The organism is Bordetella sputigena (assembly GCF_965137885.1).
GTDB lineage: Bacteria > Pseudomonadota > Gammaproteobacteria > Burkholderiales > Burkholderiaceae_B > Bordetella_C > Bordetella_C sputigena.
Genome location: NZ_CBCSCA010000005.1, coordinates 270,187 through 294,905 on the forward strand (window position 1 = coordinate 270,187; position 24,719 = coordinate 294,905).

General features: G+C 68.5%; 14 protein-coding genes and 2 pseudogenes. 8 read left to right on the forward strand and 8 right to left on the reverse strand.

Annotation, left to right across the window (positions count from 1 at the left end; genetic code table 11):
- Positions 1-32: 32 nt before the first annotated feature.
- The 7 genes and pseudogenes from ACNA0R_RS12110 to ACNA0R_RS12140 all read right to left on the reverse strand — a co-directional run.
- A pseudogene (locus ACNA0R_RS12110) lies at positions 33-1,868 on the reverse strand (amino acid adenylation domain-containing protein); the annotation flags it as partial.
- A 45-nt stretch (positions 1,869-1,913) separates the two neighbouring features.
- Positions 1,914-3,398, reverse strand: a pseudogene (locus ACNA0R_RS12115) (condensation domain-containing protein); the annotation flags it as partial.
- Complete coding sequence (locus ACNA0R_RS12120; RefSeq protein WP_415826250.1) at positions 3,395-6,730, reverse strand: non-ribosomal peptide synthetase; 3,336 nt, start codon at positions 6,728-6,730, stop codon at positions 3,395-3,397. The gene ACNA0R_RS12120 and the pseudogene ACNA0R_RS12115, both read right to left, overlap by 4 nt.
- A 5-nt stretch (positions 6,731-6,735) precedes the next feature.
- Positions 6,736-11,412, reverse strand: a complete 4,677-nt coding sequence (locus ACNA0R_RS12125) for a condensation domain-containing protein (protein WP_415826251.1) — start codon at positions 11,410-11,412, stop codon at positions 6,736-6,738.
- A 29-nt stretch (positions 11,413-11,441) separates the two neighbouring features.
- Entirely contained in the window at positions 11,442-12,422 is a 981-nt protein-coding gene (locus ACNA0R_RS12130) for a TauD/TfdA family dioxygenase (RefSeq protein ID WP_415826252.1), read from the reverse strand.
- Positions 12,423-12,434: 12 nt separating this feature from the next.
- The gene (locus ACNA0R_RS12135; protein ID WP_415826253.1) at positions 12,435-13,175 is read right to left on the reverse strand and encodes a thioesterase II family protein; all 741 of its coding nucleotides are present in this window, start codon (positions 13,173-13,175) and stop codon (positions 12,435-12,437) included.
- The gene (locus ACNA0R_RS12140) at positions 13,172-13,396 is read right to left on the reverse strand and encodes an MbtH family protein (protein ID WP_462935914.1); all 225 of its coding nucleotides are present in this window, start codon (positions 13,394-13,396) and stop codon (positions 13,172-13,174) included. The genes ACNA0R_RS12135 and ACNA0R_RS12140 overlap by 4 nt, the downstream gene beginning before the upstream one ends.
- A gap of 192 nt (positions 13,397-13,588) precedes the next feature.
- Between ACNA0R_RS12140 and ACNA0R_RS12145 the strand changes: the two genes are divergently transcribed.
- From ACNA0R_RS12145 to ACNA0R_RS12165, 5 genes are all read left to right on the forward strand, one after another.
- Complete coding sequence (locus ACNA0R_RS12145) at positions 13,589-14,104, forward strand: sigma-70 family RNA polymerase sigma factor (RefSeq protein ID WP_415826254.1); 516 nt, start codon at positions 13,589-13,591, stop codon at positions 14,102-14,104.
- Positions 14,101-15,102: a FecR family protein gene (locus ACNA0R_RS12150; RefSeq protein WP_415826255.1), complete on the forward strand. Its 1,002-nt coding sequence runs from the start codon at positions 14,101-14,103 to the stop codon at positions 15,100-15,102. The genes ACNA0R_RS12145 and ACNA0R_RS12150 overlap by 4 nt, the downstream gene beginning before the upstream one ends.
- Before the next feature lie 285 nt (positions 15,103-15,387).
- Positions 15,388-17,754, forward strand: coding sequence for a TonB-dependent siderophore receptor (locus ACNA0R_RS12155; RefSeq protein ID WP_415826256.1), 2,367 nt, complete (start codon positions 15,388-15,390; stop codon positions 17,752-17,754).
- 54 nt (positions 17,755-17,808) lie between these two features.
- Positions 17,809-18,330, forward strand: a complete 522-nt coding sequence (locus ACNA0R_RS12160; RefSeq protein WP_415826257.1) for a sigma-70 family RNA polymerase sigma factor — start codon at positions 17,809-17,811, stop codon at positions 18,328-18,330.
- A gap of 61 nt (positions 18,331-18,391) precedes the next feature.
- Complete coding sequence (locus ACNA0R_RS12165) at positions 18,392-18,694, forward strand: DUF2513 domain-containing protein (protein ID WP_415826258.1); 303 nt, start codon at positions 18,392-18,394, stop codon at positions 18,692-18,694.
- A 98-nt stretch (positions 18,695-18,792) separates the two neighbouring features.
- Here ACNA0R_RS12165 and ACNA0R_RS12170 read toward each other — a convergent pair whose 3' ends face one another.
- Positions 18,793-20,649: a phosphoenolpyruvate carboxykinase (GTP) gene (locus tag ACNA0R_RS12170; protein WP_415826259.1), complete on the reverse strand. Its 1,857-nt coding sequence runs from the start codon at positions 20,647-20,649 to the stop codon at positions 18,793-18,795.
- Between the two features lie 455 nt (positions 20,650-21,104).
- Here ACNA0R_RS12170 and ACNA0R_RS12175 point away from each other — a divergent pair, with 455 nt between their 5' ends.
- The 3 genes from ACNA0R_RS12175 to ACNA0R_RS12185 all read left to right on the forward strand — a co-directional run bounded on the left by ACNA0R_RS12175 (position 21,105) and on the right by ACNA0R_RS12185 (position 24,622).
- Positions 21,105-21,899, forward strand: coding sequence for a DeoR/GlpR family DNA-binding transcription regulator (locus ACNA0R_RS12175; protein ID WP_415826260.1), 795 nt, complete (start codon positions 21,105-21,107; stop codon positions 21,897-21,899).
- Positions 21,896-23,494, forward strand: a complete 1,599-nt coding sequence (locus ACNA0R_RS12180; protein WP_415826261.1) for a glycerol-3-phosphate dehydrogenase/oxidase — start codon at positions 21,896-21,898, stop codon at positions 23,492-23,494. The genes ACNA0R_RS12175 and ACNA0R_RS12180 overlap by 4 nt, the downstream gene beginning before the upstream one ends.
- Positions 23,495-23,623: 129 nt before the next feature.
- On the forward strand, positions 23,624-24,622 hold the full coding sequence (locus ACNA0R_RS12185; protein ID WP_415826262.1) for an aldo/keto reductase: 999 nt from the start codon (positions 23,624-23,626) through the stop codon (positions 24,620-24,622).
- Positions 24,623-24,719 lie beyond the last annotated feature (97 nt).

Consider the following 24,719-nt stretch of genomic DNA (forward strand, 5'->3'; position numbering starts at 1 on the left):
CCACCGGACTGTCCGTCCTCGGCCGGCCGCCCACCGTTCGACGCGCCCGCCGCGGCGTGCAGCGGCCGCGCCGCGGCGGCCAGCTCCGCGATCGTCTGCCGCTCCATCACGTCGCGCGGGCTGATCAGCCAGCCGCTCTTGCGCACGCTGGCGACGACCTTCAAGCCCAGGATGGAATCGCCGCCCAGTTCGAAGAAGTCATCGTGTCGTCCGACACGTTGCACGCCCAGCACGACGCCCCATACCGAAGCCAGCAGCGTCTCCACCCCGCCGCGCGGCGCTTCATAAGCGGCACTCGCCGCGAATTCCGGCGCGGGCAGCGCCTTGCGGTCGATCTTGCCGTTGGTGTTCAGCGGCAGGCTGGGCAGCACCATGATGACCGCCGGCACCATATAGTCCGGCAATCGCTCGGAAAGCGCCTGCCTTAGCAAGGCGGCATCCGGCAAACCCCACGGTCCCGCCGCGGCCGCATCCCGTCCGCCATCGGTTCCCGTCGTCGGGGCGGCCGCGGCGGATGCAGAAGCCGCGCCGGCAACATAGGCCACCAGCTGGGTCGCCGCCTGCCCCGCATGCGCCACCGCGACCGCGGCAGCCACGCCGGGCTGCGCCAGCAGGCAGGCCTCCACTTCGCCCAGTTCCACCCGCAGGCCGCGTATCTTGACCTGATGGTCCGTACGGCCCTGGTACATGATCCGACCATCGGCGCCCCAGCTCGCCAGATCACCGGTGCGGTAGAGGCGCGCCCCGGGCTCCCCATAGGGATCGGCGACGAAGCGGTCCGCGGTCAGGCCGGGCCGTGCCGTATAGCCGCGCGCCAATCCGGCGCCGCCCAGGTAGAGTTCGCCCAGCGCGCCCGGCGGCACGGGGTTCAGGTCGGCGTCGAGGATCCGGGCCCGCAGGCCGGCGATAGGCCGGCCTATCGGCACATTGCCGCTATCGCGTGGGCCGCACGTCCACTGCGTAACGTCGATGGCGGCCTCGGTCGGTCCATATAGATTGTGCAGGGACGCCCAGGGCATGTCGCGCGCCACCGCATCGCGGACCTCGCCCGGCAGGGCTTCGCCGCTGCACAAAATGCGTCGCACGCCGCGGCACACGCCGCCCTGCCCGTCCGCCAGGAAAGCCTGCAGCATGGACGGCACGAAATGCAGCGTCGTCACGCCATGACGCGCAATGCTTGCCGCCAATCGCGCGGGGTCGCGATGATCGCCCGGCGCGGCCATGACCAGGCGCGCGCCGGTCGTCAGCGGCCAGAAGAATTCCCACACCGATACATCGAAGCCGAATGGCGTCTTCTGCAGCACCGCGTCCCCCGGCGTCAGGCCGTATTCGCGTTGCATCCAGGCGATGCGATTGGCGAGGGCGCCGTGCCGGTTCCCCGCGCCCTTGGGCCGTCCGGTCGAGCCGGAGGTATAGATGACATAGGCCAGGTTGTCGGCATGCAGGCGTGTCGCCGGCGGGTCGGCGCGCGGCGGCCCGGCATCGCCGGCCAGGTCGATCTGCGTCATGCCGTCCGGCAGCGACAGGCCGGCCGGCGCGGCGCCGCGCAGCAACAGCAGGCGGCTGCCGCAGTCTTCCAGCATATAGGCCAGGCGTTCCGCCGGATACTCGGGATCCACGGGCACGTAGGCGGCGCCGGCTTTCAGGATGGCGAGCAAGCCGACGACCATCTCGACGGAACGCTCCAGCATGATGGCCACCGGCACGTCGGGACCGGCTCCCAGCGCGGCCAGCCTGTGCGCCCATGCGTTGGCGCGGCCGTCCAGTTCGGCGTAGGTCAGCGCCAAGTCGTCCATCTCCAGGGCGATCGCGGCGGGTGTACGCCTGGCCTGTCCGGCGAAATCCTCATGGACCGGACGCAAGGGCGCGAGCGCCGGTCCACCGTCGCTCCAGCGGTCCAACAGACTTTTCTCATCGGGCAGGACGATGTCCACGTCCGCCACGCGCAGCGCGGGACGCAGGACCATATCGCGCAGTACCGCCAGGAAACGCGCGGCCAGGCCTCGGCCGGTGGCGCGGGTGAACAGTGCGGTGTTGTATTCGAGGCGCCCCAGCAGGGCCTGTCCACCGCCATCCACATCCGCCCAGCCGGCTTCGTTCAGCAGGAAATCCAGCGATAGCTCAAACTTGGCGGCGCGTTCCGGCAGGGCGATGCGCGCGGCGGTCAGATCCGTCAGCGCCAGTTCCGCGGCGCCATCCGTGGCCTGCAGGCCGAACATGACCTGGAACAGGGGCTGGCGGCCGGAATCGCGCGCGGCGTGGCGGCGTTCCAGCAGCAGATCCAGCGGCATGTCCGCGTGGTCCATGGCCGCACGCGCGTCGTCGCGCACGCGGCGGCACACCTGCTCCAGCGTATGCCGCGGGTCGATGTCCGCCTTGAACACCTGGGTCTGCACGAAGAAGCCCACCATGTCATGCGACATGGGCAGCGTGCGAGCGGCGGCAGGCACGCCGACGGCATAACGCTGCTGTCCCGCATAGCGCGCCAGCAATACCTGCCATGCGGCGAACAGGACGACGAAAGGCGTGCAGCGCGCCGAGGCGCAATAGGCCCGCAGGGCCCGCGCCAGGTCGGGCGGAACATCGAAGTAATGCGAGGCGCCGGCGAAACCGGCGTCGGCGGGCCGGATATGGTCGGACGGCAGGACCAGCGGCGGCGCGTCGCCGCCCAGGTGCCTGTCCCAGTAGTCGACGCTGGCCGCCCATGCGCCGCGCGCCGCCTGCCGCTCCTGCCATGCCGCGAAATCGGCATACTGGCGCGGCAGCGCGGACAGGACGACCTCGCCTTCCCGCGCCAGGGCTTGCGCATAAGCCCGCGCCAGGTCACGCGCGAAGACAGGGTTGGACCACGCATCGGAGGCGATATGGTGCAGGCACCAGGCCAGCACGTGGGTGTCCGCGTCCATGCGTATCAGGCAGCCCGCCAGGGGCAGGCCGGCCTCCAGGTCGAAGACGTGGCCGGCCAGCGCCGCCAACAGGCCGTCGCGTTCTTCCCATGCATCGTCGGCGGGCAGGCCCGACAGATCATGCCGTGCGAGTTCGCAGCGCCCGAAGGGGTCGACGCGCTGCATAGGCACGCCGTCGATTTCGCCGAAGCGGGTGCGCAGGATGGCGTGCCGCCGGACCACGGCGTCGAACGCGCGCTGCATGGCGTCCGCGTCCAGCGGGCCGCGCAACACGAAGGCGCGCGGCAGGTTATAGGCGGTCGACGATGGGCTGTAGCGATGCAGGAACCATAGCTGCCGTTGCGCCAGCGATTGCCTGGTCCATCCGTCCGTGTAGACCTCCGCGTCGCCTATCGCGGCGACCGCGGCGGATGCCGAAGCGGCAGGGTCGGCGTTGTCGTCCTCGTCGTCGGCCAGCAAGGCGCGCAATAGATCCAGGCGGCTGTCGGTCATGCGCGTTCCTCGTTATGGCCGGCCAGGGCCGCCCGTTCCTGCGGGCTCATGTCGTCCAGGGCCATGCGCGCCTCGGCGACGCGGTCCAGCGCGGCCGGGTCGTCCGCGCGCCGCCGCAGTTCGGCGGCCAGCGCGGCGACGGTGGGGTGGTCGAATACCGCGCCGGGCGGCAATTCGACTTTCAGCGCCTTGCGCAGACGGGTCACCAGCTTGATGACGAGCAGCGAGTGGCCGCCCATGGAGAAAAAGTCGTCGTCGATCCCAGGCATGGGGCGATCCAGCAGATCCGCCATGCGGCGCGCCACGACTGTTTCGAGCGCATCGCGCGGCGCAACGGCAGGGCCGCTGCCGCCGCCCTGCCCGGCGGTAGCGCGCGCGGACGCCGCCAGGACCTGGCGGTCTATCTTGCCGTTCGGCAGGCGCGGGAAGGCGTCGAGCTGTACGAAGTGCGCGGGGATCATGGATTCGGGCAGCGTGGCCGCCAACGCTTCCCGCCAGGCGGCGATACGGTCGGCATCGTGCGATGCGCAGACCACGAAAGCCGTCAGCGCCACGCCGCCGGCTGCCGGCGTGGCGATCACCGCGGCCTGGCGCACGTCCGGCAGCGCCAGCAGGCGCGTCTCTATTTCGGCGGGTTCGACACGATGGCCGCGTATCTTGACCTGATGATCGGCACGGCCCGCCAACTGGATGGCGCCCCCCGGCAATACGCAGGCAAGATCGCCCGACCGGTACAGGCGTTCGCCCGGCCGGTAGGGATCGTCGATGAACGACCCCGCGCCATCCCGGCCCAGATAACCGGAGCAAAGCTGCGCGCCCCCCAGATACACCTCGCCGATGCCGCCGATCGGCGTCGGCTGCAGATCGGCATCCAGCACGCGGACGTGGCAATTGGCCAGTACCCGCGTCAGCGGTAGCGATGCGGGCGCGCCGGCATTCGAGGCGGGCAGCGGCACGGCATGCACCATCACCCCGACGGTCGATTCCGTCGGACCGTAGTGGTTGTAAAGCCGGCAGCCGGGCGCCAGCCCGGCGATCCGCCGCACCAGGGCGGCGGACGACGCCTCGCCCCCCAGCACCACGCATGCGGGCACGATGGCGCCCTCATGGTCCAGCAGCGCCTCCAGGTGCGAAGGCACGATCTTGATGCCGTCGATGCGTTCCGTCGCCAGGAAGCGGCGGAAGCTGGCGCCATCCCGCATATCGTCGGGGGTCGCCACCACCAGCGTACCGCCGTTGTACAAGGCGCCAAACAGGGCCGTGTTGCCCAGATCGGCCGCGACCGTCCCGGTCAGCGCCCAGCGGCGCGCTCGCCCCAGGTCCATCGCATGCGTGGCGGCGGCCGCGTAGTTCAAGAGGTGCCCATGCGCGATGGGAACGCCTTTCGGCTCGCCGGTGGAACCGGATGTGAACAGCACATAGGCGACTTCGTCCAATGCCGAAGCGTCGACCAGCGGGCCGTCCGTGCGCATAGGGTCCTTGGCGATTCCCCCCATCGCGCGCTGTCCCGCAAGCTCACGCGATATCGCTGGCCACGAGCACACCGGCACGCCGGACGCCCACGCCGCCGCCCCGGCGGCCAGATCGTCGGAGGCGACCAGCAGGCAATCCGGCGCCGCGGCGCGCACGATGGCGCCGCAGCGTGCATCCGGCCAGTCCGGCTCCATGGGAAGATACGCGGCGCCGCAACGCCATGCGGCCAGCATAACCACCACCAGATCGGCGTCGCGTGGCAGGCGCAAGGCGACGATGCCGCCGCGACGCGCCCCCAGCCCGCTCAAAGCCGAAGCCGTAGACCGCACGCGCTGTTCCAGCTCGGCGTAGCTCAACTCGCGGCCGGCCTCGCGCAGGGCCACGGCCTCCGGCGTGCGCCGCGCCCATTGCGCGATCAATTGCGGCAGCGCATCCGGACCCACATTCAGGACGTCGCCACGCGGGGCCAGCAAGGCGCGTCGCGCAGCGGCGCCCAGCACCCGCAGCGTGCCGATCGGCGTGTCGGGCTCGCGCGCCACGTGGTCCAGCAGGGCGGCGTACTGGTCCAGCAATGCATGCATGCCCCAGGCCGGATACCGTAGTGCGTGATAAGCCAGCGTCAGCCGCGCCCCATCGCCGCGCATGCCGACCTGCAAGGCCATGTCGAATGCGCCCGCCGGCCCCGGCATTTCGCGCGGTGACCAGGCCGGCGATACGCCGGCCAGTTCAGGCTCTTCGACGTAGTGGAACCCCGCTTCCAGATGCACCGCCGTGGGCGGCGCGTCCACGGGCCAGTACTCCTGCGCTTCGACATGCCGGGCCAGGGTTGCCGCGAGGCCCGCCGCGCACTGGCTGAAGGGGATTCCGGCTTCCCAGTCGAGGGCGATGGGGAGCGTCTTTTCGTATGCCCCGACGGCGCCGGCCAGCATTTCGTAATCGACGCGACAATCGTGCTGCCACCCGCCCAGGAAGCGCCAGTCGCCGGCGATACGGCCCAATGTGGCCCACCACGCGGCCTGCATCAGCAGGGATAGCGGCAGGCGCAATCGCGACGCGGTGTCGCGCAGGTTCGCCACGAGATCGCCATCCACGTCCATCGTGGCGCGCAAGGCATCCGGGCGGGCATCCGGGCGCGGCGCGGTGGCCCCATCCTCGCGCACGCCGCCAACGGCCGGACCGACCGCAGCCCGCCCGGCGCCGTCGCGATAGCGCAATGCCGGTCCGCGCCAGCCGGTGTACGGCGCAAGATATTGCGTCCAATACGCCCGCGCCGCGGACGCATCGGCTTCCTCGTCCAGCTCGCGGCGCCATTCGATGTATTCGGTATATGCGAAGGGTTGTTCGCCTCCGGCAAGCGTCTCCCGGATCGTCGCCTTGTCGCCGGGCGAGCCGTCATAGCCACGCTTCAGATCCCGCACCAGGATCCGCATCGATGCGCTATCGGCCGCCAACGCCGGCACGGCAAGACCCAGCAGGGCGCGATCCGGCCCAACGCGCCACAGCGCCGCCCGCATCCCGGAGGACGCGCCGCGCCAGGATGCGACTTGCGCATTGACAGCATCCGCATCCGCCTCTTCCGCCTGCCATTGCCATCCCGATCCAGCCTCGGGCGCCAGCCGCGGGCCCCGGTAGCCGGCCACCTCGACATACCCATGCCGCAAGCTGTCATGACGCGCGGCCACCTTATCCAGCGCGGTACGCAGAAGAGCCACGTCCGGCACGCCGTCCAGCTCCACCAGCGCCACCCGCATGCTCCTGCCTTCCGTCGCCACGACGGCGCGCTGTTCCGGGCTCAGGGGCAGATGATCGACCTCGGCGGACGGCGCGTGCAAGCCCGCTTCAGGCGTTTGCCTATCCATATGCCTCAACCCCTTGTCAGCGCGCTACGATCGAACATGGCGCCCATCGCCACCACGACCTTGCGCGGTTCTTCATAGGGGTCGCGCGCATGCGCGGCCAGCATGTTGTCCAGCATCACCACGTCGCCCTGCGCCCAGTCGAAGCGCACGGCGCAGTCCTCATAGGTCCGGCCGATCGCCTCCATCATCCATTCCGGTATCGCGCCGCCGTCGCCGAAGTACACATGCCGGGGCATGCGCTCGACGCCCGCGATGCTGAGCAGATCCGCGCGCACGTCCGGCTCCAGGCAATGGATGTGGTGCAGCTGGGCCTGGTTGAAGAACACCCGCTCCCCCGTGTCGGGGTGCGTGATTACGGCCGGGCAACGCGTACGTGTCTGCAGCGTGCTGTCGTCCAGCCAGCGGAAATCCGTTCCCGCGCGGCGCAGCGTGGTCTCCACCGCCTGGCGGTCGTCGGTGCCGAAGAAGCGCTGCCAGCTGACGTCGAGGCGCTCCGTGAAGGTACGCACGTACAGCAGCTCGCGCCGCGCAAATTCCTGCACGATCTCCGCGGGCAGACGTTGCAGCATTTCGCGGCAATCGACGATGGGCGTCGCGCCGCCGACCCGCGAAGGGAGCTCGCAGAAGAACAGCTGCCTGCGCGGCCAGCGCTCCAGGTGCGCGCTTTCGTTGTGGTACAGGATCATCTGCTTTTCCGGATAGGGCGTGGAACGGTAGGTATTGCGGCCGCCCTCCTTTTTCGGCAGGTCGCCATAGCCGCCGTATAGCGTGGGTTCTATCGCCTCGGCGAAGGATTCGAACTGCTGCGGCGTGCGCAGCGCGAAGCCGCGGAAGAGAATGCCGCCGTGCCGGTTCAACAGCGCTTCGAGCCGGGCGCGCTGCGATGCGGCCCAGGCGATCGGGTCCAGGTCCGGGTCCACGGCCTCGATAACCAGCGGAAAGGGTCGCCCGGCGGAAAGCGGCGCCATGCGTACGGGCGCCGTGCGCATAGATGCAGGGGCGGCGCGGTCGCCGCCTGCCCCGGTACGCCGCGCGGACAGGCGATCCAGCTTGCCGCGCATGGTGGATGAAGCCGGCGCGGGCTGCGCGGCGGTCGAAGCGACGGCGGAGGCCTGGACCGCCGCGGCGTCGGCGGGCGCTACGCCGGTCGCCGCGCCGGTGAAGACCGCCGATTCGGCCGGCGTAGCCGCACGTGATGTAGTCGCGCTCATGGTGGGTTCCGGTAAGGGGGGAATATCGGCGATCGACCACGGGCGGCCGTCGTCGGCGGCGACCTGATGCAGCACGTCCGCCCAGATCGTGGCCATTTTTTCCACGACATCCGGCGCGAACAGCGCGGCGGCATAGGTCCATTCGATCTCCAGCCCCTGCGCATGCTCATGCACGAACACCGCCAGCTCGAAGCGCGCATGCGTCGTCGGCAAGGCCGCCGGCCGCGCCACGACGTCGGGCAGGTCGACGGCCAGCCGCAGCGTGTTCTGCATGACGAAGAGCATCTGCACCAAAGGACTGCCGTCCCGGTCGCGCGGCATGCCGAGCGTATCAACGATGCGGTCGAAGGGGACCTGCTGGTGATCCAGGGCGTCCAGCACGGTGGCTCGCGTGCGGGCGAGCCATTCCTGGAAAGGCGCGGCACGCAAGGCACGGGACCGGATGGGAAGGACGTTGACGAAGAAGCCGATCAGCGGCGACAGCGACGGATCGTCGCGGCCGGCGGCATCGGTGCCGACGACGATGTCGTCCTGCGCCGTATGGCGATGCACGGTCATCAGGAAGACCGTCATCAATACCTGGAACAGCGTGGCGTCATGCCGCCGCGCCAGATCGGCCAACCGGCGCGCAAGGCTGCCAGGAAGGGTCTGCCGCAGCGTCGCGGCCGGCATGGCGCGGCCGGCATGCAAGGCCGCCGGCGTTCCGGTGGCGCTGTCGGCGGCGGCAACACCCGGCGGCCGCTCATGGGCATGGGCGGCCGCGGGCTGGCCGGGACCGGTCGTCGAGGCGCCGCCGGACGGTCCGGCCCGGGGTGACGAGCGCACCGGCGCATGCGTCAGTGTGGTCTTCCAATAGGCCAGGCTTTCCCGCCAGGCGCCGTTCGCCTCGGCGCGGGCGGCCGCGGCGGCGTAGTCGCCATATTGCACGCGCAGCGCCGGCGGTTCCCGACCCGCATAGTGCGCGCAGAACTCGTCGACGAAGACGCCCGCCGACCAGCCGTCGAACACGATGTGATGCACCGCCATGAGCAGCAGATGGCGATGCTCGCCCAGTCTCAACAGGCGCGCCCGCAGCAGCGGCCCGGTGGATAGGTCGAACGGCGCTTCCGCATATTCGAGCGCGATACGCCCGGCGGCGGCATCGGTATCGGGCGCGGCGACTCGATCCGTCGTCAGGTCCACGACCGGCACATCGATCCGCGCATCGGCCAGGATGCTGGCGCGGGGCTCGCCGTCATCGTCCTCGGGATACACGGTCCGCAGCACGGCGTGGCGCGCAACGATCGCGTTGATCGCGCTTTCCACGCGGACGGCATCGAGTTCACCATCCAGATGAAAGACCGCCCCCACGTTGTAGCGCGCCCGCGCCGCCGGCTCGGCGGCCAGACGATCCAGCAGCCACAGCCGGCGCTGAACGGGCGCCAATGCGCCCTGCCCCGCGGCCGCCCCGTCCGCATCCGCTGCCGCGCCCGCATGTCCCACCCGCGCCGCGCGCAGAACATCGATATGCGACGCGCATTCCGCCAGCTCCGGATGCGCAAACACATCGCGCACCCCGACGGCTATCCCCCAGCGGCCCCGGATTGCCGCCGCCACGCTGGCGGCGGTAAGCGAACTCCCGCCCATCTCGAAAAACCGCGCCTTCCGGTCCTCGGCCCGCCGTCCCAGCGCAACCGCCCAGATCCCGGCCAGTGCCGCCTCCGTCCCCTCGCGAGGCGGCATGGCGCCAGCGTCCCCCGCCTCGCCCAGCACAAAACGCCCGTGCTCGTGTATGGCATACGCGTGCAGCGATCCGGCGCGCCATCCCGCGCGCGTCGCCGCCCGCTGCAGCTTGCCGCTGGACGTCTTGGGCAGCGTGCCCGGCTCCAGCAACACCGCGACGGACAGGGGCTCTCCGCAGGCCAGCGCCACGGCCCGCGCCAAGGCCCGCACCAGCGCGCCGGGTGCATGCCGCTTGCGTTGCAGGGGCGCGATCTCGGCCGCCAGGCCTATGCCCTCGCCATCGGGCGTTTCCACCGCGAAGGCCGCCACCCGGCCCTTGCGGGCCTGCGGCACCTCCGCTTCGACGACGGCCTCGATGTCCTGCGGATAAACATTGCGGCCGCGAACGATGATCAAGTCCTTGATGCGGCCATTGACGTACAGCTCCCCGCCGTACATGAACCCCAGGTCGCCCGTGCGCAGCCAGCTCAGCCCATCGCGACTAACGATCGAACGCCGCGTCGCCTCGCCGTTGCCCCAATACCCCCGGGCGATGCTCGGGCCGGCCGTCCATATCTCTCCCTGCCTGCCATCCGGCAACAAGCGCGACGAGGCGGGATCGACGATGGCGACGCGATGGCCAGGCGCCGGCACGCCGCAGGCGACCAACCGCCGGCCCTGCCCCGCCGGCCGGGCCTGCCCCGCCGCCAGCGCGGCCTCGTCGAACACCGTGCATATCGGCGGCTTCGTGTGATCGCCGCCCGTCACGAACAGCGTTGCCTCCGCCAAGCCATAGCAGGGATACAGGGCCGCGGCCGGCAGCCGCGCCTCGGCACACAGGCGCGCGAACGCGGCCAGCGTATCGGGATTCACGGGCTCCGCGCCGGAAAACGCGATGCGCCAGCTGGACAGGTCCAGATCGCGCAGCTGCTCCGGCCGGATGCGTTCGAGGCAAAGCCGATAAGCAAAGTCCGGCCCGCCGCTGAAATTCCCGCGGTGGCGCGAGATTGCCTCCAGCCAGCGGATCGGCCGCTCCAGGAAATATCTGGGCGACATCAGCACCACGCGGGTCCCCAGATACAGGCCCTCCAGCAATCCGCCGATCAGCCCCATGTCGTGATAAAGCGGCAACCAGGACACGCAGACGTCGGATTCGCGCGTACCCATGCCTTCATGCATGGCAAGCGCGTTGGCCATCAGGTTGGCATGGCTGACCATCACGCCCTTGGGATCCGCGGTAGACCCGGAGGTGTATTGCAGGAAGGCGATGTCCTGCGGATCGGCCGCCGGCGGTTGGCTCGCATCGCCAGGCGCCAGGGCGACCTGGTCCACCGCCAACAGCGGCACGCCATCGAACCAGGCGAGCGCATCGGCCAACCCCAGCGCCACCTGCGCCGTGGTCAACACGCAAGCCGCCTGGCAATCACGCACGATCACCTGCAACCGCCGCAGTTCCTGCTCGCGCGCCGGATCGGGCGGGAACGCCGGCACGGCAATCATGCCGGCATACAGGCAGGCAAAAAATCCCACCACGTAATGCTGGTCGTTATCCAGCATCAGCAAGGCGCGGCTGCCCTTGGGCATGCGGGACCGCAGCACCGCCGCCAGGGCGGCCGCGGCCGCATCGAGCTCCGCATAGGTCAGGGACAGCGCCCCGCCGCCATGCTCGACGATGAGCGCGATCGCGTCGCCGCGCGCGCGCGCATGGCCGCGCAGCCGGGCGTCGATGGTCGCGGCCGCGCCGCTATCCGGTGTGGCGGAAGACGTCATGGACCGATCCTGCGCAACGACGGCGTCGCTCATGCCGCCGCCGCGTCGTTGAACATCGATGTGCCATGCGGTTCGGCCATGGCCACCACCACCTTGCGTTCGCCGCGATAGGGCGTGCGCGCATGCGCCGCCAGCATGTTGTCCAACATCAGGACGTCCCCTTCTCGCCAGGGAAAAATCACCGTCTCCGCCGCCAGCGCCTGGCGCACCTCGTCGAACACGCCATCGTCGATGGCCGATCCATCCGCGAAATACACATTGCGCGGCATATGGTCCGCGCCCAACAGGTCTTCCAGCGATTCGCGCACGTCCGGATCCAGCGCGGAGACATGGAATAGATGCGCCTGGTTGAACCAGACCATGTCGCCCGTCAGGGGATGGCGCTCCACCCCCTGGCAGCGCTGCAGCGTGCGCAGGCCGTCGTCCGGCAGCCACTCCCACCGGATGCCCGCGCGCCTGCAGTACGCTTCCACGCGCGCGCGCTCGCCGGTGCCGAACACCTGCTGCCACGGCACATCGAATTCGCCGAAGTTGCGCACGTACATCAAGCCCTGCGCGAAGCGCTCGCGTATGGCGGGCGCGATGCGGCGATAGATGGCGCGGCTGTCGGCGATCGGCGTCTCGCCGCCGGACTGCGCCGCCTTGACGCAATGGAACCAGATCTTCATCGGCCACTCGCGCGTATATGCCTGCTCGTTGTGCAGCGGGATATGCTGGTGCGCCGGATACTCGGTGCTGGTATAGATGCCGGACGACACCGCGCTGCGCGGCGTGGAAGCAAATTCGTAGGAAAGCAGCGGATGGCCGAAACTCGCCGCGAAAGCCTTGAACACGTCTACCGTATCGACCTGGAAGCCGCGCAGCAGCACGCCGCCCGCGCGCGCCAGCGCCGCGTCTATCCGGCCGCGCAACTCGGGCAAGGCCCGCAACAACGGCTGGCCTTCATGGCGGGGCGACAGCAGCACCGGCAATTCCGTCCCTGCCGGGCCGCCGGCTTCATATCGTTCCATGATGGACTCGCTTCAGGCCAGCACGACCGACCGGTGGCACGCCTGCTCCGCCAAGGGCCGCAATGAACGATCCAGCAACGCCAGGACTTCTTCTTCGCGATGCTTGACGAAGAAATGCCCGCCGTCGAACCACACCTGCCGCACATCGGCCCGGCTTTCGTCACGCCACGCATCGATGGCACGCGGCGCGATATCGTCGTCGCGCCCCGCCAGCACCAGCAGCGGCACCGCCAGGGGCGGCCGCGGCGCGTATCGGTAGGCGCGGCACATGGCGTAATCGGCCGCCAGCGTATCCAGCGCGAAGCGGCGCAGCCCTCGGCTGCCCAGCACGGCCTCCGGCGTCCCGCCCTGCTTGCGCAAATCGTCGATCAACGCCTGGTCGCTATCCATGCCCTCGAATCGCGATGGGTCGCGGTGCGCCGGCGCGGGGCTGCCGGATACGATCAGCAGGCGCGGCGCTTCGCCGCCCGCCCGCTCCGCCCGCAAGGCCATGTGGTAGGCCAGCAAGGCGCCCATGCTGTGTCCGAACAGGACATAGGGCCCCGCCATATCTTCGGCGTGTTCATCGACCAGCCGCGCGGCCAGGGCTTCGACCTCGGTGGCATAGGGTTCGTCCATGCGCACGCCACGGCCGGGCAGCTCCACCGGAACGATGCGCAGCCACGGCTCGACCCGGCGGCGCCAGCGCAGGTACATCGTTGCGCTGGCCCCGGCGCAAGGCAGGCACAACAGGGAAACCGCCGGCGACATCATTCCACCGCCGAGGCTTGTTCATCCATGAAACGGCGCAGCGACAGCGGCCGCATGTCGGTCCAGACCTTGTCGACATACGCCAGACACGTCTGCTTGTCACCCTGTACGCCGGTATCGCGCCAGCCGGCCGGAATGGCCTTGAAGTCCGGCCAGAGCGAGTACTGTTCCTCGTCATTGACCAGCACCCGCAGAATTGCGCCTTCACGATCGAAGCAGCTCATGATTCTTTCCGTCCGTGTCGATTTCGGGATCGAGCGGATCCTGTCGGGAAACAGGATTAGCTCTCATTTCCGTTGACGAACGACGGCGGATGGAATTTAGCGTCGGAGTCCCCACAGCCGTTATGAAAAGTAATTGATAAGCGTTATCATTATTTAAATTCACCAACCGATCCTCTTGCGGAGACACCTCCCATGTCTGGCGACGAGCTGAGCGTGCATCAAACGACGGAAGCGCTTTACTCCCAGCACCAGCCTTGGCTGGCGGGCTGGCTCAGGCATCGCATGGGCGGCGAGGATGCCGCCATCGACCTGGCGCAGGATACGTTCGTGCGTATCCTGGCCACGCGGGAGCTGCCGGCGTTGAACGAGCCGCGCGCTTTCCTGGCGACGATCGCCCGCCGGCTGCTGGCCAACCACTATCGCCGCAACGCCATCGAGCGCGCCTACCTGGACGCGCTGGCCCTGGTGCCGGAGGAATACGCGCCCGACCCCGAGCAGCGCAAGCTCCTGCTGGAACAGCTCTATGCCATCGACGCCGCGCTGGACGCGCTGCCCGGCAAAGTGCGCGAGGCCTTCCTGCTGGCGCAGTTGGAAGGCCTGAAGCACGAAGAGATCGCGCGGCGCCTGGGGGTGACGACGCGCACGGTGGGGAACTATATGGTGCGTGCCGTGCAGGCATGCTTCTTCCTGCAAGAAACGGCGCAATGAACCGGACCACCGGGCAACGCGCTCTGTATGCCGGCGGCATTCCGCTGGAGCCGAGCATCGCCGAAGAGGCCGCGCGCTGGTATGTGCTGTTTTCTTCCGGCCAGGCCACCGACAAGGATCGCCAGGCCTGGATCGCATGGTGCGCGGCCGATGCCGACCATCAGCGCGCCTGGGCGCAGCTGGCCTATGCCGATGACCGCATGAATGCCATCCGCGGCCGGCCGGCCTATGAAGCGCTTAGCCGCGCGCGGCGCAAGAACACCCGGCGGCGCCTGCTGCGCGGCGCCGCCGGCCTGCTGGCGCTGGGCGCGCCCGCCCTCTGGCTGGCGGACCGCATGCGCTTTTTGCGGATCACGCCCGACTACGCCGCCGCCATCGGCACACGCCGCGAAGTCGTCCTGCGCGACGATAGCCGCATCGTGCTCAACAGCGGCAGCGGCATAGACGTGAATTTCGACGAAAGCGGCCGCGTCGTCACGCTGCGCCAGGGCGAGGCCTATTTCACCACCGGCCACGCGGCGGCCTATGCCCGCATGCCTTTCCAGGTGCGCACCGCGGCGGGCACCATACGCGCGCTGGGCACCCGCTTCAATATCCGGCTGGACGACGACCATGCCACCGTGGCGGTCTACGAAGGCCAGGTCAGCCTGCATCCCGCCAGGGGCGGGGAATCGGGCTACCTGGCGGCCGGCAATCAGGCCACTCTATTCCATGGCGGCCTGGGCTCCGTGCGTCCGGTCGCGGCCGGGGCCGATGCCTGGCTGCAAGGCCGCATCGCGGCCGACAACGTCAGCCTCGCGGAATTCCTGGCGGAGTTGAGCCGCTACCGCCGCGGCTACATCACCTGTGACGACGCCGCCGGGCGCATGCGCCTGTCGGGCCTCTTTCCCACGGACGACACCGACCGCGTGCTGGAAGCGATCAGCGGCCTGCTGCCCATCGCCATCACGCGGCGCACGCCGTACTGGGTGGAAGTCTCCGCGCGCCGCGCCGCCTGAGGTCCGGGCGAGCGCCGGCGTTTCCGTGGACCCGCTGCTCGCTGGCGGCCGTGCGCTTCGCGCATAAAGGGGTCGCGCTACCCGGCAAGGGCCGTCGCACAGATCGAGGCAACCTCTTCCAGAAAAATTTCGTCCAGCGCTTTCCGGTTTTCACATGCTCGCGTGTCCTCTATGCACGGACGGCCTGAAAACAGGCCGACAACGGAACCCCACGTCATGACGAGGAGAGGCGATGCACCGTCTCGCTATGGGAAATCCTGGAGGCATACCGCGCGAGGCTGGGTCGTGACCGCCAGCCTGATCGCGGGCCTGGGCGGCTATTGGCCGTACCTGGAGGGCCGCGCGCACGCGCAGCCCGCCCCAGCCGGCGGCGACGCTCCCGCCCGCGCGGCCCCGAACCTGCGCTTCGACATCGCCCCCGACCGCCTCGCGCGCGTCGTACAGGCCATCGCCAGCCAGGCCGGCGTGCTGCTCTACTTCGATCCCTCGGTGATCGGCGACACGGACAGCGACGGCCTGCGCGGCCGCTACACCGTGGACCAGGCTTTTGCGGCGGTGCTGCTCCAGCGCGGATTGGAAGCCCGCGAAGAGCGGCCCGGCAGCTATCACATCGTGCGCATCCCGACCACCGCGTCGGCCGTGCTGCCGACGGTGCTCGTGCAGGCTCGCCCCATTGCCGACAACGCCGACATTTTCGTCGCGCGGCAGACCACCACGGGGACCAAGACCGACACCGACCTGTTGTCCAATCCGCAATCCGTGTCGGTCATCACCCAAGGCGAAATGCAGGCGCGCAATGCCGGCTCGGTGGTGCAGGCCCTGCAATACACGCCGGGGGTACAGATCAACAACTACGGCGGCAACGAAATCCGCAACGACTGGATCGTGCTGCGCGGCTTCGACGCCAAGCTGACCGGCGACTACCGCGACGGGCTCAGCCAGATGCCGTATGACCAGATCCGCCCGCGCCTGCCTACCTACGCGCTGGAAAGCATCGAAGTGCTGCGCGGCCCGTCGTCTTCGCTGTACGGGCAGGTTTCCGCCGGGGGCCTGGTCAACCGCACCACCAAGCGGCCGCCGGACCAGCCCCTGCGCGAGGTCGCCATGGAGCTGGGGTCCTACGATCACCGCCAGGCCTATCTGGACCTGGGCGGCCCGATCGACGCCCAAGGATCCTCGCTGTACCGCCTGACCGCGACAGGCCGCGAAGCCGGCACGCAGGACGAATACGGCAGCGGCCATCGCTATCGCGACAACCTGGCCTACGTCGCGCCCGCCTACACCTGGCGCTCGGCTGATACGTCATTCACGTTGCTGCTGCACTACCAGCACGATCGCAACGACGGCGAGTCGCGTAGCTACTATCCCTGGCGCACGCTGGTGGGCGATTATGCCTATGACGGCTATGACCGCGACGTCGCCAGCGCCGGCTACCAGTTCGAACACCGCTTCAACCGGACCTGGACCGCGCGCCAGAACGTACGCTATCAGCATGGCGACATGACGCTGCGCAATCTGTATCCGCTGGCCCTGCAGCCCGACGGCAAAACCCTGTCGCGCTATCTGGTGGACGCGCGCGAATCCATGCACGGCGTGGCCCTGGACAATCAGCTGGAAGGCCGCTTCGACGACGGCCTGGGCAGCAGCCACACCTTGCTGCTGGGCATGGACTATCGCCGCCTGGAAGGCTGGCAGACCTATAAACAGGGCCCGGCGCCCGACCTGGATCTGGATGATCCGGTATATGGCCTGCGCCTACCCCTGCCCGGCACGCTATCCACCTTCCTGGACGTCAGGCAGACCAGCACCCAATGGGGCCTGTACGCGCAGGACCAGATACGCCGCGGCGACTGGACGCTGACCTTGTCGGGCCGGCACGATGAGGTCGACGACGAAACCGTCGACCATCTCCAGGACAGCCGCACCCGGCAGCGCGACAACGCCTTCAGCGGGCGCGCCGGACTGGCCTATGAGATCGTGCCGGGCGTGTCGCCGTACCTCAGCTACGCCACGTCCTTCATGCCGCAGCCCGGCGTCGATTATGCCGGCACGCCGTTCACCCCGGCCAAGGCGCGGCAGTACGAAGCCGGCCTCAAGGTGCAGCCGCCCGATACGGATGCGCTCTACACCATCGCGGTATTCGACCTGCGCCAACGCGACAGCCTGACGCCGGATCCCCTGCACGACGGGTTCAACGTGCAGGCCGGCGAAGTGCGCTCGCGCGGCCTGGAACTGCAGGCCAAGGCCACGCTGGCACGCAACTGGGACATCCTGGCCGCCTACACCTATAACGACGTCACCAATCTGCGCAGCAATGACGGCGGCCAGGGCAAAACGCCCATAGTCACGCCGCGGCACATGGCATCGCTATGGCTGCAGCACCGCTTTACCGAGGGTTATGCCCAAGGGTGGCGTGCCGCGCTGGGCCTGCGCTACGTAGGCACCACCTGGGTGGATGTCCAGAACACGATGAAGAACCCACCCGCGACGATGCTGGATGCGTCGCTGGGCTACGAGACGGGCGCATGGCGGTTCTCCGTCGATGTGACCAATCTGACGAATAAAGAGACGGTGGTCTGTCGCAACGACCGGCTCAACTGCCGATACGGCATAGACAGAACGGTCATGGCCACCGCGGCCTACCGCTTCTGACGCATGCAGGGTATCGCGAGCCGGGCATCCCGAGCGTATCCGCAAGGAGTATCCATGCTGAAAGAGACCCCGGCCGCCGATTCGCTGGCGGCGCTGTACATCATTCACCAGCCCAGGCTGCTGCGCACCGCGCTGCGCATCCTGGGGTCAGTGGAGCTGGCCGACGACGTCGTGCAGGACACCTACTTGAAACTGCTCGAAGGACCGCCGCTGGCCACCATACGCGAGCCGGTCGCGTATCTGTTCCAGACCGTGCGCCACCTGGCCATCGACTACCATCGCCGCCGCGCGCTGGAAAACCGCCTGTTCACCGAAGAAGAGGACGGCGAGCACGTGATGGCGGCCAACGGCGCCGACGATCTGGCCATCAGCCGGCAGGCCCTGGCCATGGCCAATGCCGCGCTCGCGGGCCTATCGGCGCGCACGCGCCGCGCCTTCGAGCTGTACCGCATCGAGGGCCACACCCAGCGCGACATCGCGCGCGACCTGGGCGTGTCCACCACGCTGGTCAACTTCATGATCCGCGATGCGCACGTTGCGCTGACGCCTTGCCGCGAATGCCTGCTGCCCGGTTGAGCGACCATCTGTTAACGTTGCAGGTGCGCCGCCGCGGCGCGCCAACCTGTGAGGTATCGCCATGCAACGCAATTTCGATCTGGTCGTATCCATCCTGGGCGCCTTCCGGGACGCAGAGGCCGCCGTCCTGAGCGGACGCGACGTGACGGCTGCCGTGCAAGAGCTCGATATTGACGGCGCCACGCCGGACGCGGTCATACACCATCTGGAACTTCTGGCCGATGCCGGCCTGGCCAAGAAGCTGACCGAGAGCACCGCCGGCCAGGACGCCATATGGCGCATCACCTGGAAGGGCTACGACGCGCTGGAGCAGGATGAGGAAGACGAGGATGAGGACGATGACGACCTCGATCTGGACGACTGACCCGCCAACCATCGCGTGACCTGAAAAGCCACGGGGCCTCGTATCTTGCCGATGCGAGGCCCCGTGGGCTTTATGGCGGCGAACCGCCGGCGTCAGGCTCAGGCCGCCAGGCGCTCCTCGATGCGCTGCTTGGTGGCCGGCAGGGCCTTGGGCAGGCGCTCCGCCAGTTGCGTGAACAGCTCACCATGCAGCGCCAGCTCATCGCGCCAGGCCGCGCTGTCGATGGACGACACCAGTGCATACTTCTCGGCGCTGAAATCCATGCCCTTCCAATCGAGGTCCTCGTAGCGCGGCGTCACGCCGAAGACGTGCTCCTGGCCGCCAGCCTTGCCTTCGATGCGCTCCAGCATCCACTTCAGCACGCGCATGTTGTCGCCGAAACCCGGCCACACGAACTTGCCGTCCGGCCCCTTGCGGAACCAGTTGACGCAGTAGAAGCGCGGCAGCGTGGCGCCGGTCTGGCGCAGCTTCTCGCCCAGGCTCAGCCAATGCTGGAAGTAGTCGCTCATGTTGTAGCCGCAGAACGGCAGCATGGCGAAGGGATCGCGCCGCACCACGCCTTGCTGGCCGGCGGCCGCGGCGGTGGTCTCCGAACCCATGGTGGCCGCCATGTAGACGCCCTCTTCCCAATTGCGCGCTTCCGTCACCAGCGGCACGGTGGTGGAGCGGCGGCCGCCAAAGATGAAGGCGTCGATCACCACGCCCTGGGGGTTCTCCCATTCGGGGTCGATGGACGGGCACTGCGAGGCCGGCGCGGTGAAGCGCGCGTTCGGATGCGCGGCCTTGCGGCCGGTTTCCTTGGCGATCTGCGGAGTCCAGTCCTGGCCCTGCCAGTCGATCAGGTGCGCGGGGGCCTGCTCGGTCATGCCTTCCCACCAGACGTCGCCGTCATCGGTCAGCGCGACGTTGGTGAAGATGCAGTTGGCGCGCAGCGTCGCCATGGCGTTGGGATTGGTCTTCTCGCCCGTGCCGGGCGCCACGCCGAAATAGCCGGCTTCCGGATTGATCGCGTGCAGCTTGCCGTCCTTGCCGGGCTTGATCCAGGCAATGTCGTCGCCGATCGTCGAAACCTTCCAGCCGTTCAGCCCTTCCGGCGGGATCAGCATGGCGAAATTCGTCTTGCCGCAGGCCGACGGGAAGGCCGCCGCCACATGGTGCTTGCGCCCTTCCGGCGAGGTCACGCCCAGGATCAGCATGTGTTCGGCCAGCCAGCCCTCGTCGCGGCCCATCGTCGATGCGATGCGCAGCGCGAAGCACTTCTTGCCCAGCAGCGCGTTGCCGCCGTAGCCCGAACCGTAACTCCAGATCTCGCGGGTGGCGGGGTAATGGACGATGTACTTGGTCGGATTGCAGGGCCACGGCACGTCGGCCTGCCCTTCCGCCAAGGGGGCGCCCACGGTGTGGACACACGGCACGAATTCGCCGTCGTCGCCCAGGATGTCGTATACCTTGCTGCCCATGCGGGTCATGATGCGCATGCTGACGACGACGTAGGGGCTGTCGGTCAGCTCCACGCCGATGTGCGAAATCGGCGAGCCCAGCGGTCCCATGGAAAACGGCACGACGTACAGCGTGCGGCCGCGCATCGAGCCGTCGAACAGCTTGTTCAGCGTTGCGCGCATTTCCGCCGGCGCCGCCCAGTTGTTGTTCGGGCCGGCATCGGCCTTGTCTTCCGTGCAGATGAAAGTGCGGTCTTCCACTCGCGCGACGTCGCCGGGATCGGACCATGCCAGATATGAATTCGGGCGCTTTTCCGGGTTCAGCCGGCGCAGCGTGCCGGCCTGGACCATCTGTTCGCACAGGCGGTCGTATTCTTCCTGCGAGCCATCGCACCAGACAACGCGATCCGGCTTGGCCAGCGCCACGAATTCCCCGACCCAATCGACGAGTCTACGGTGCCGAACATAGGCCGGCACGTTGAGCGCGGCGACGAGTCCATCCAGGGGTCGATTCATTGGCTATCTCCTGATTTAGTAATGAGTAAATCTGTCGCGGCGCCGTGGCACCGATATGCGTCCGGCAGTCCATCGGGGCGGTCATCACCGCGTCATGAAACGCGGAAAAGCCGGCGCAATTTATCCGGCGATCATACCCGCCGAAGGGCCGGCTCCGTCAACCCAACCACATGGCGGAAGGAAGCAGTCCCGCAGCATAAGGGGCGGCGGCGATCCGATTCGTCGCTGTACGTATCAAATCGAGGCAGTCGGTCACAGGGACGCGGCCCCGGGCACGGCCCTTGATGCGGGCGCGCCCGCGCCATGAAGCGAAGGCCTGGGCGCGGCCCGTTTTGCGACTGCGCGTGAAAGTAACAATCGCGGGCGCAGCGCGATTTTCGATTATTTTCGATTCCCTCAACCAAAGGCGCGATATACATCTTTTATTTTCGTTTTTGTTCGCTTATGATCATTCCATGAACCTGAACCCCCGCCAGATCGCCCTGGTGGATGCCGTGCGCGAGGACGGCACGGCCACCATAGAAGCGCTCGCGCAGCGCTTCGGTGTGACGCTGCAAACCGTCCGCCGCGACGTCGCCTTGCTGGCGGACGCCGGCCTGCTGGCGCGCTTTCACGGCGGCGTCCGGGTCCCCGCGCCGTCCACCACGGAAAACATCGCCTACCAGCAGCGCCAGGCCGTGAACGCGGACGGCAAGCGGCGCATCGCCGAAGCCGTCGCGGCCCAGGTCCCCGACGGCTGCTCGCTGATGCTGAACATCGGCACGACCACCGAAGCCATTGCCCGCGCCCTGCTGCGCCATCGCGGGCTGCGCGTTATCACCAACAACCTGCACGTGGCGGACATCCTGGCGGGCAACCCGGAGTGCGAAGTGATCGTCGCCGGCGGCCTGATGCGCGCCAGCGACCGCGCCATCGTCGGCGACGCCGCCATCGACTTCATCCGCCGCTTCAAGGTGGACATCGGGCTGATCGGCATCTCCGGCATCGAGCCCGACGGCACCCTGCGCGACTACGACCTGCGCGAGGTCAGCGTATCGCGCGCCATCATCGAACAATCGCGCGAGGTCTGGCTGGCCGCCGACCGCAGCAAGTTCGAACGCCAGGCCATGGTGGAAGTCGCGCACGTTTCACGCATCGACCGCCTGTTCACCGATCAGCCCATGCCCGACGCCATCAGCGGCGTCCTGCGCGACGCCGGCGTGCGCTGTGAAATCACCTTCGACCCATCCACGCATCAACCCCAGCCATGACAGCCCCACGTGCCATTACGCCCCCCTCCCGCGAACGCCTGCTCGGCCAGCTGGATTCCGCCCAGCCCTGGGACGTCATCGTTATCGGCGGCGGCGCGACCGGCCTGGGCACCGCCGTCGATGCGGCAGCGCGCGGCTACCGTACCCTGCTGGTCGAGGCCGCGGACTTCGCCAAGGGCACGTCCAGCCGCGCCACCAAGCTGGTGCATGGCGGCGTACGCTATCTGGCGCAGGGCAATATCAGCCTGGTGCGCGAAGCCCTGCACGAGCGCGGCCTGCTGGGCCACAATGCGCCGCACGTGGTGTGGCCGCTGGGTTTCGTCGTACCGGCGTACGGCCTGCTCGACCAGCCCTTCTATGGCATAGGGCTGAAGATGTATGACTTGCTGGCCGGTCGCCTGAATCTGCGCGCCAGCCGCCTGCTGTCGCGGTCGCAAGCGTTGGCCGACGCGCCGACGCTCGCCCCGCAGATCAATGGCCACCGGCTGCGCGGCGGCGTGCTGTACTACGACGGCCAGTTCGACGACGCACGGCTGGCGACGTCGCTGATGCGCACGCTGTTCGACCTGGGCGGCATGGCGGTGAACTACATGGGCGTCACCGGGCTGAACCAAAGCAATGGACGCATCGATGGCGTCACGGCGCGCGATATCCTCAGCGATACCACCTTCGTGCTGCGCGGGAAATGCGTGATCAACGCCACGGGGGTGTGGGTCGACGAAGTCCGCCGCATGGAAGACCGCTCCGCCCCGGGCATGGTCGCGCCCAGCCAGGGCGTGCACCTGACCCTGCCACGCGATTTCCTGCCGGGCGACAACGCCATCCTGATTCCCAAGACCGATGACGGCCGCGTGCTGTTCGTGGTGCCGTGGAACGGCCACACCATCGTCGGCACCACCGACGCGCCGCGGGCGGACCTGCCGCTGGAGCCCGACGCCAGCCGCCAGGACGTCGATTTCATCCTGGCCACCGCCGGACGCTACCTGAGCCGCAAACCCACGCGCGCCGACGTGACCAGCGTGTGGAGCGGACTGCGTCCGCTGGTGAAGGCCAGCGGCGCCGGCGCCACCAAATCGCTGTCGCGCGAGCACACTATCGTGATGTCGCCGGGGGGCATGATCACCGTCACCGGCGGCAAATGGACCACCTATCGCCGCATGGCGCAGGACGTCATGGATCTGGCGACGCGCGAACAGTTGTTGCCTTACGCCCCCTGCCGCACGCAGGACCTGCCGCTGCACGGGGCGCCCGGCGCGCCGGCCGGCATGGCGCGGCCCGGCACGCCCGACGCCTACTACGGCAGCGATCTGCCGCAGTTGCGCGCCCTGCCCGGCGCGGATCGCTTGCTGGTGCCGTCCAGCGGACTGAGCGAAGCCCACGTGCGCTTCGCCGCGCGCTTCGAACTGGCGCGCAGCGTGGAAGACGTGCTGGCCCGCCGCAACCGCGCGCTCTTCCTCGACAGCGCCGCCGCCTTGCGCGCCGCGCCCGAGGTGGCCCGCATCCTGGCCGAAGAGTTGAACCACGATGCCGCCTGGCAGCGCCGCACGGTCGCGGACTTCGAACGCACGGCGCAACAGTACCAATTGGCTGCATAGGGCCAATACGGCGACATCGCGGAACATCGGGCGTAGAATCTTCGCGGTCCGCGGCGGACCCGCTTTCGCGCGGGGCCCGCTTGCATCCTGCTGAATACGCCCGCGCGGCGCATCGATCCGGAGAACGCGATGTCCATCCCCAAGATTCAATTCGGCCGCACCGGCCTGAAGGTATCCCGTCTTGCGTTAGGCACCATGACCTTCGGCCTGCAGACCGACGAAGCGCTGGCCGGCCGCATCCTGGACAAGGCCGCCGACGCGGGCATCAATTTCCTGGATACCGCCGACGTCTATCCCCTGGGCGGCACGCCGGAAACCGCCGGACGCACAGAAGAAATCGTCGGCCGCTGGCTGACGGGCAAGCGCTCGAGCTTCATCCTGGCCACCAAGGCGGTGGGCGTGATGGGCCCGGAAGAATGGCAACGCGGCGCCTCCCGCAAGCATCTGCTGGACGCGATCGATGCGTCGCTCAAGCGCCTGCAGACGGATTACGTCGACCTGTACCAACTGCATTCCGACGACGAATCCACGCCGCTGGATGAAACCCTGGAAGCGCTGGACGTCATCGTCAAGTCCGGTCGCGCGCGCTACATCGGTGTGTCGAACTTCCTGGCCTGGCGGCTGGCGACGGCGCTGGGCCGCTCGGACGTGCGGCACCTGACCCGGTTCACCTCGGTGCAGCCGCGCTACAGCCTGCTGTTCCGCGAGATCGAACGCGAGCTGCTGCCCCTTTGCCAGGCCGAAGGCCTGGCGGTGATTCCCTACAACCCGCTGGCCGGCGGCCTGCTGACGGGCAAGCACCGGCCCGACAGCAAACCGGCGGAAGGCACGCGTTTTACGCTGGGCACCGCGGCGGGCCGCTACCAGGATCGCTATTGGAACGACAGGTCCTTCGAAACCGTCGAGACCCTGCGCGGCATTGCCCAGGAAGCCGGCGTGTCGCTGACCACGCTGGCGATGGCATGGGTGCTGGCCAACCCGGTCATCACCGCGCCGCTGCTGGGCGCCAGCAAGCCGGAGCAGTTGGACGACACCCTGGCCGCGGTCGACTACAAACTGTCCGCCGAACTGAAATCCAAGCTGGATACGCTGACCCATGAATACCGATTCGGCGACTCCGTCCGCTGATACGCTCTCGCGTGATACCGCGGGTACCGCCGGTGCGGGGCCGAAACCATCGGCGCCGACACCGGAGTCAGCGTCGGCAATGGGATCGTCACCGCCA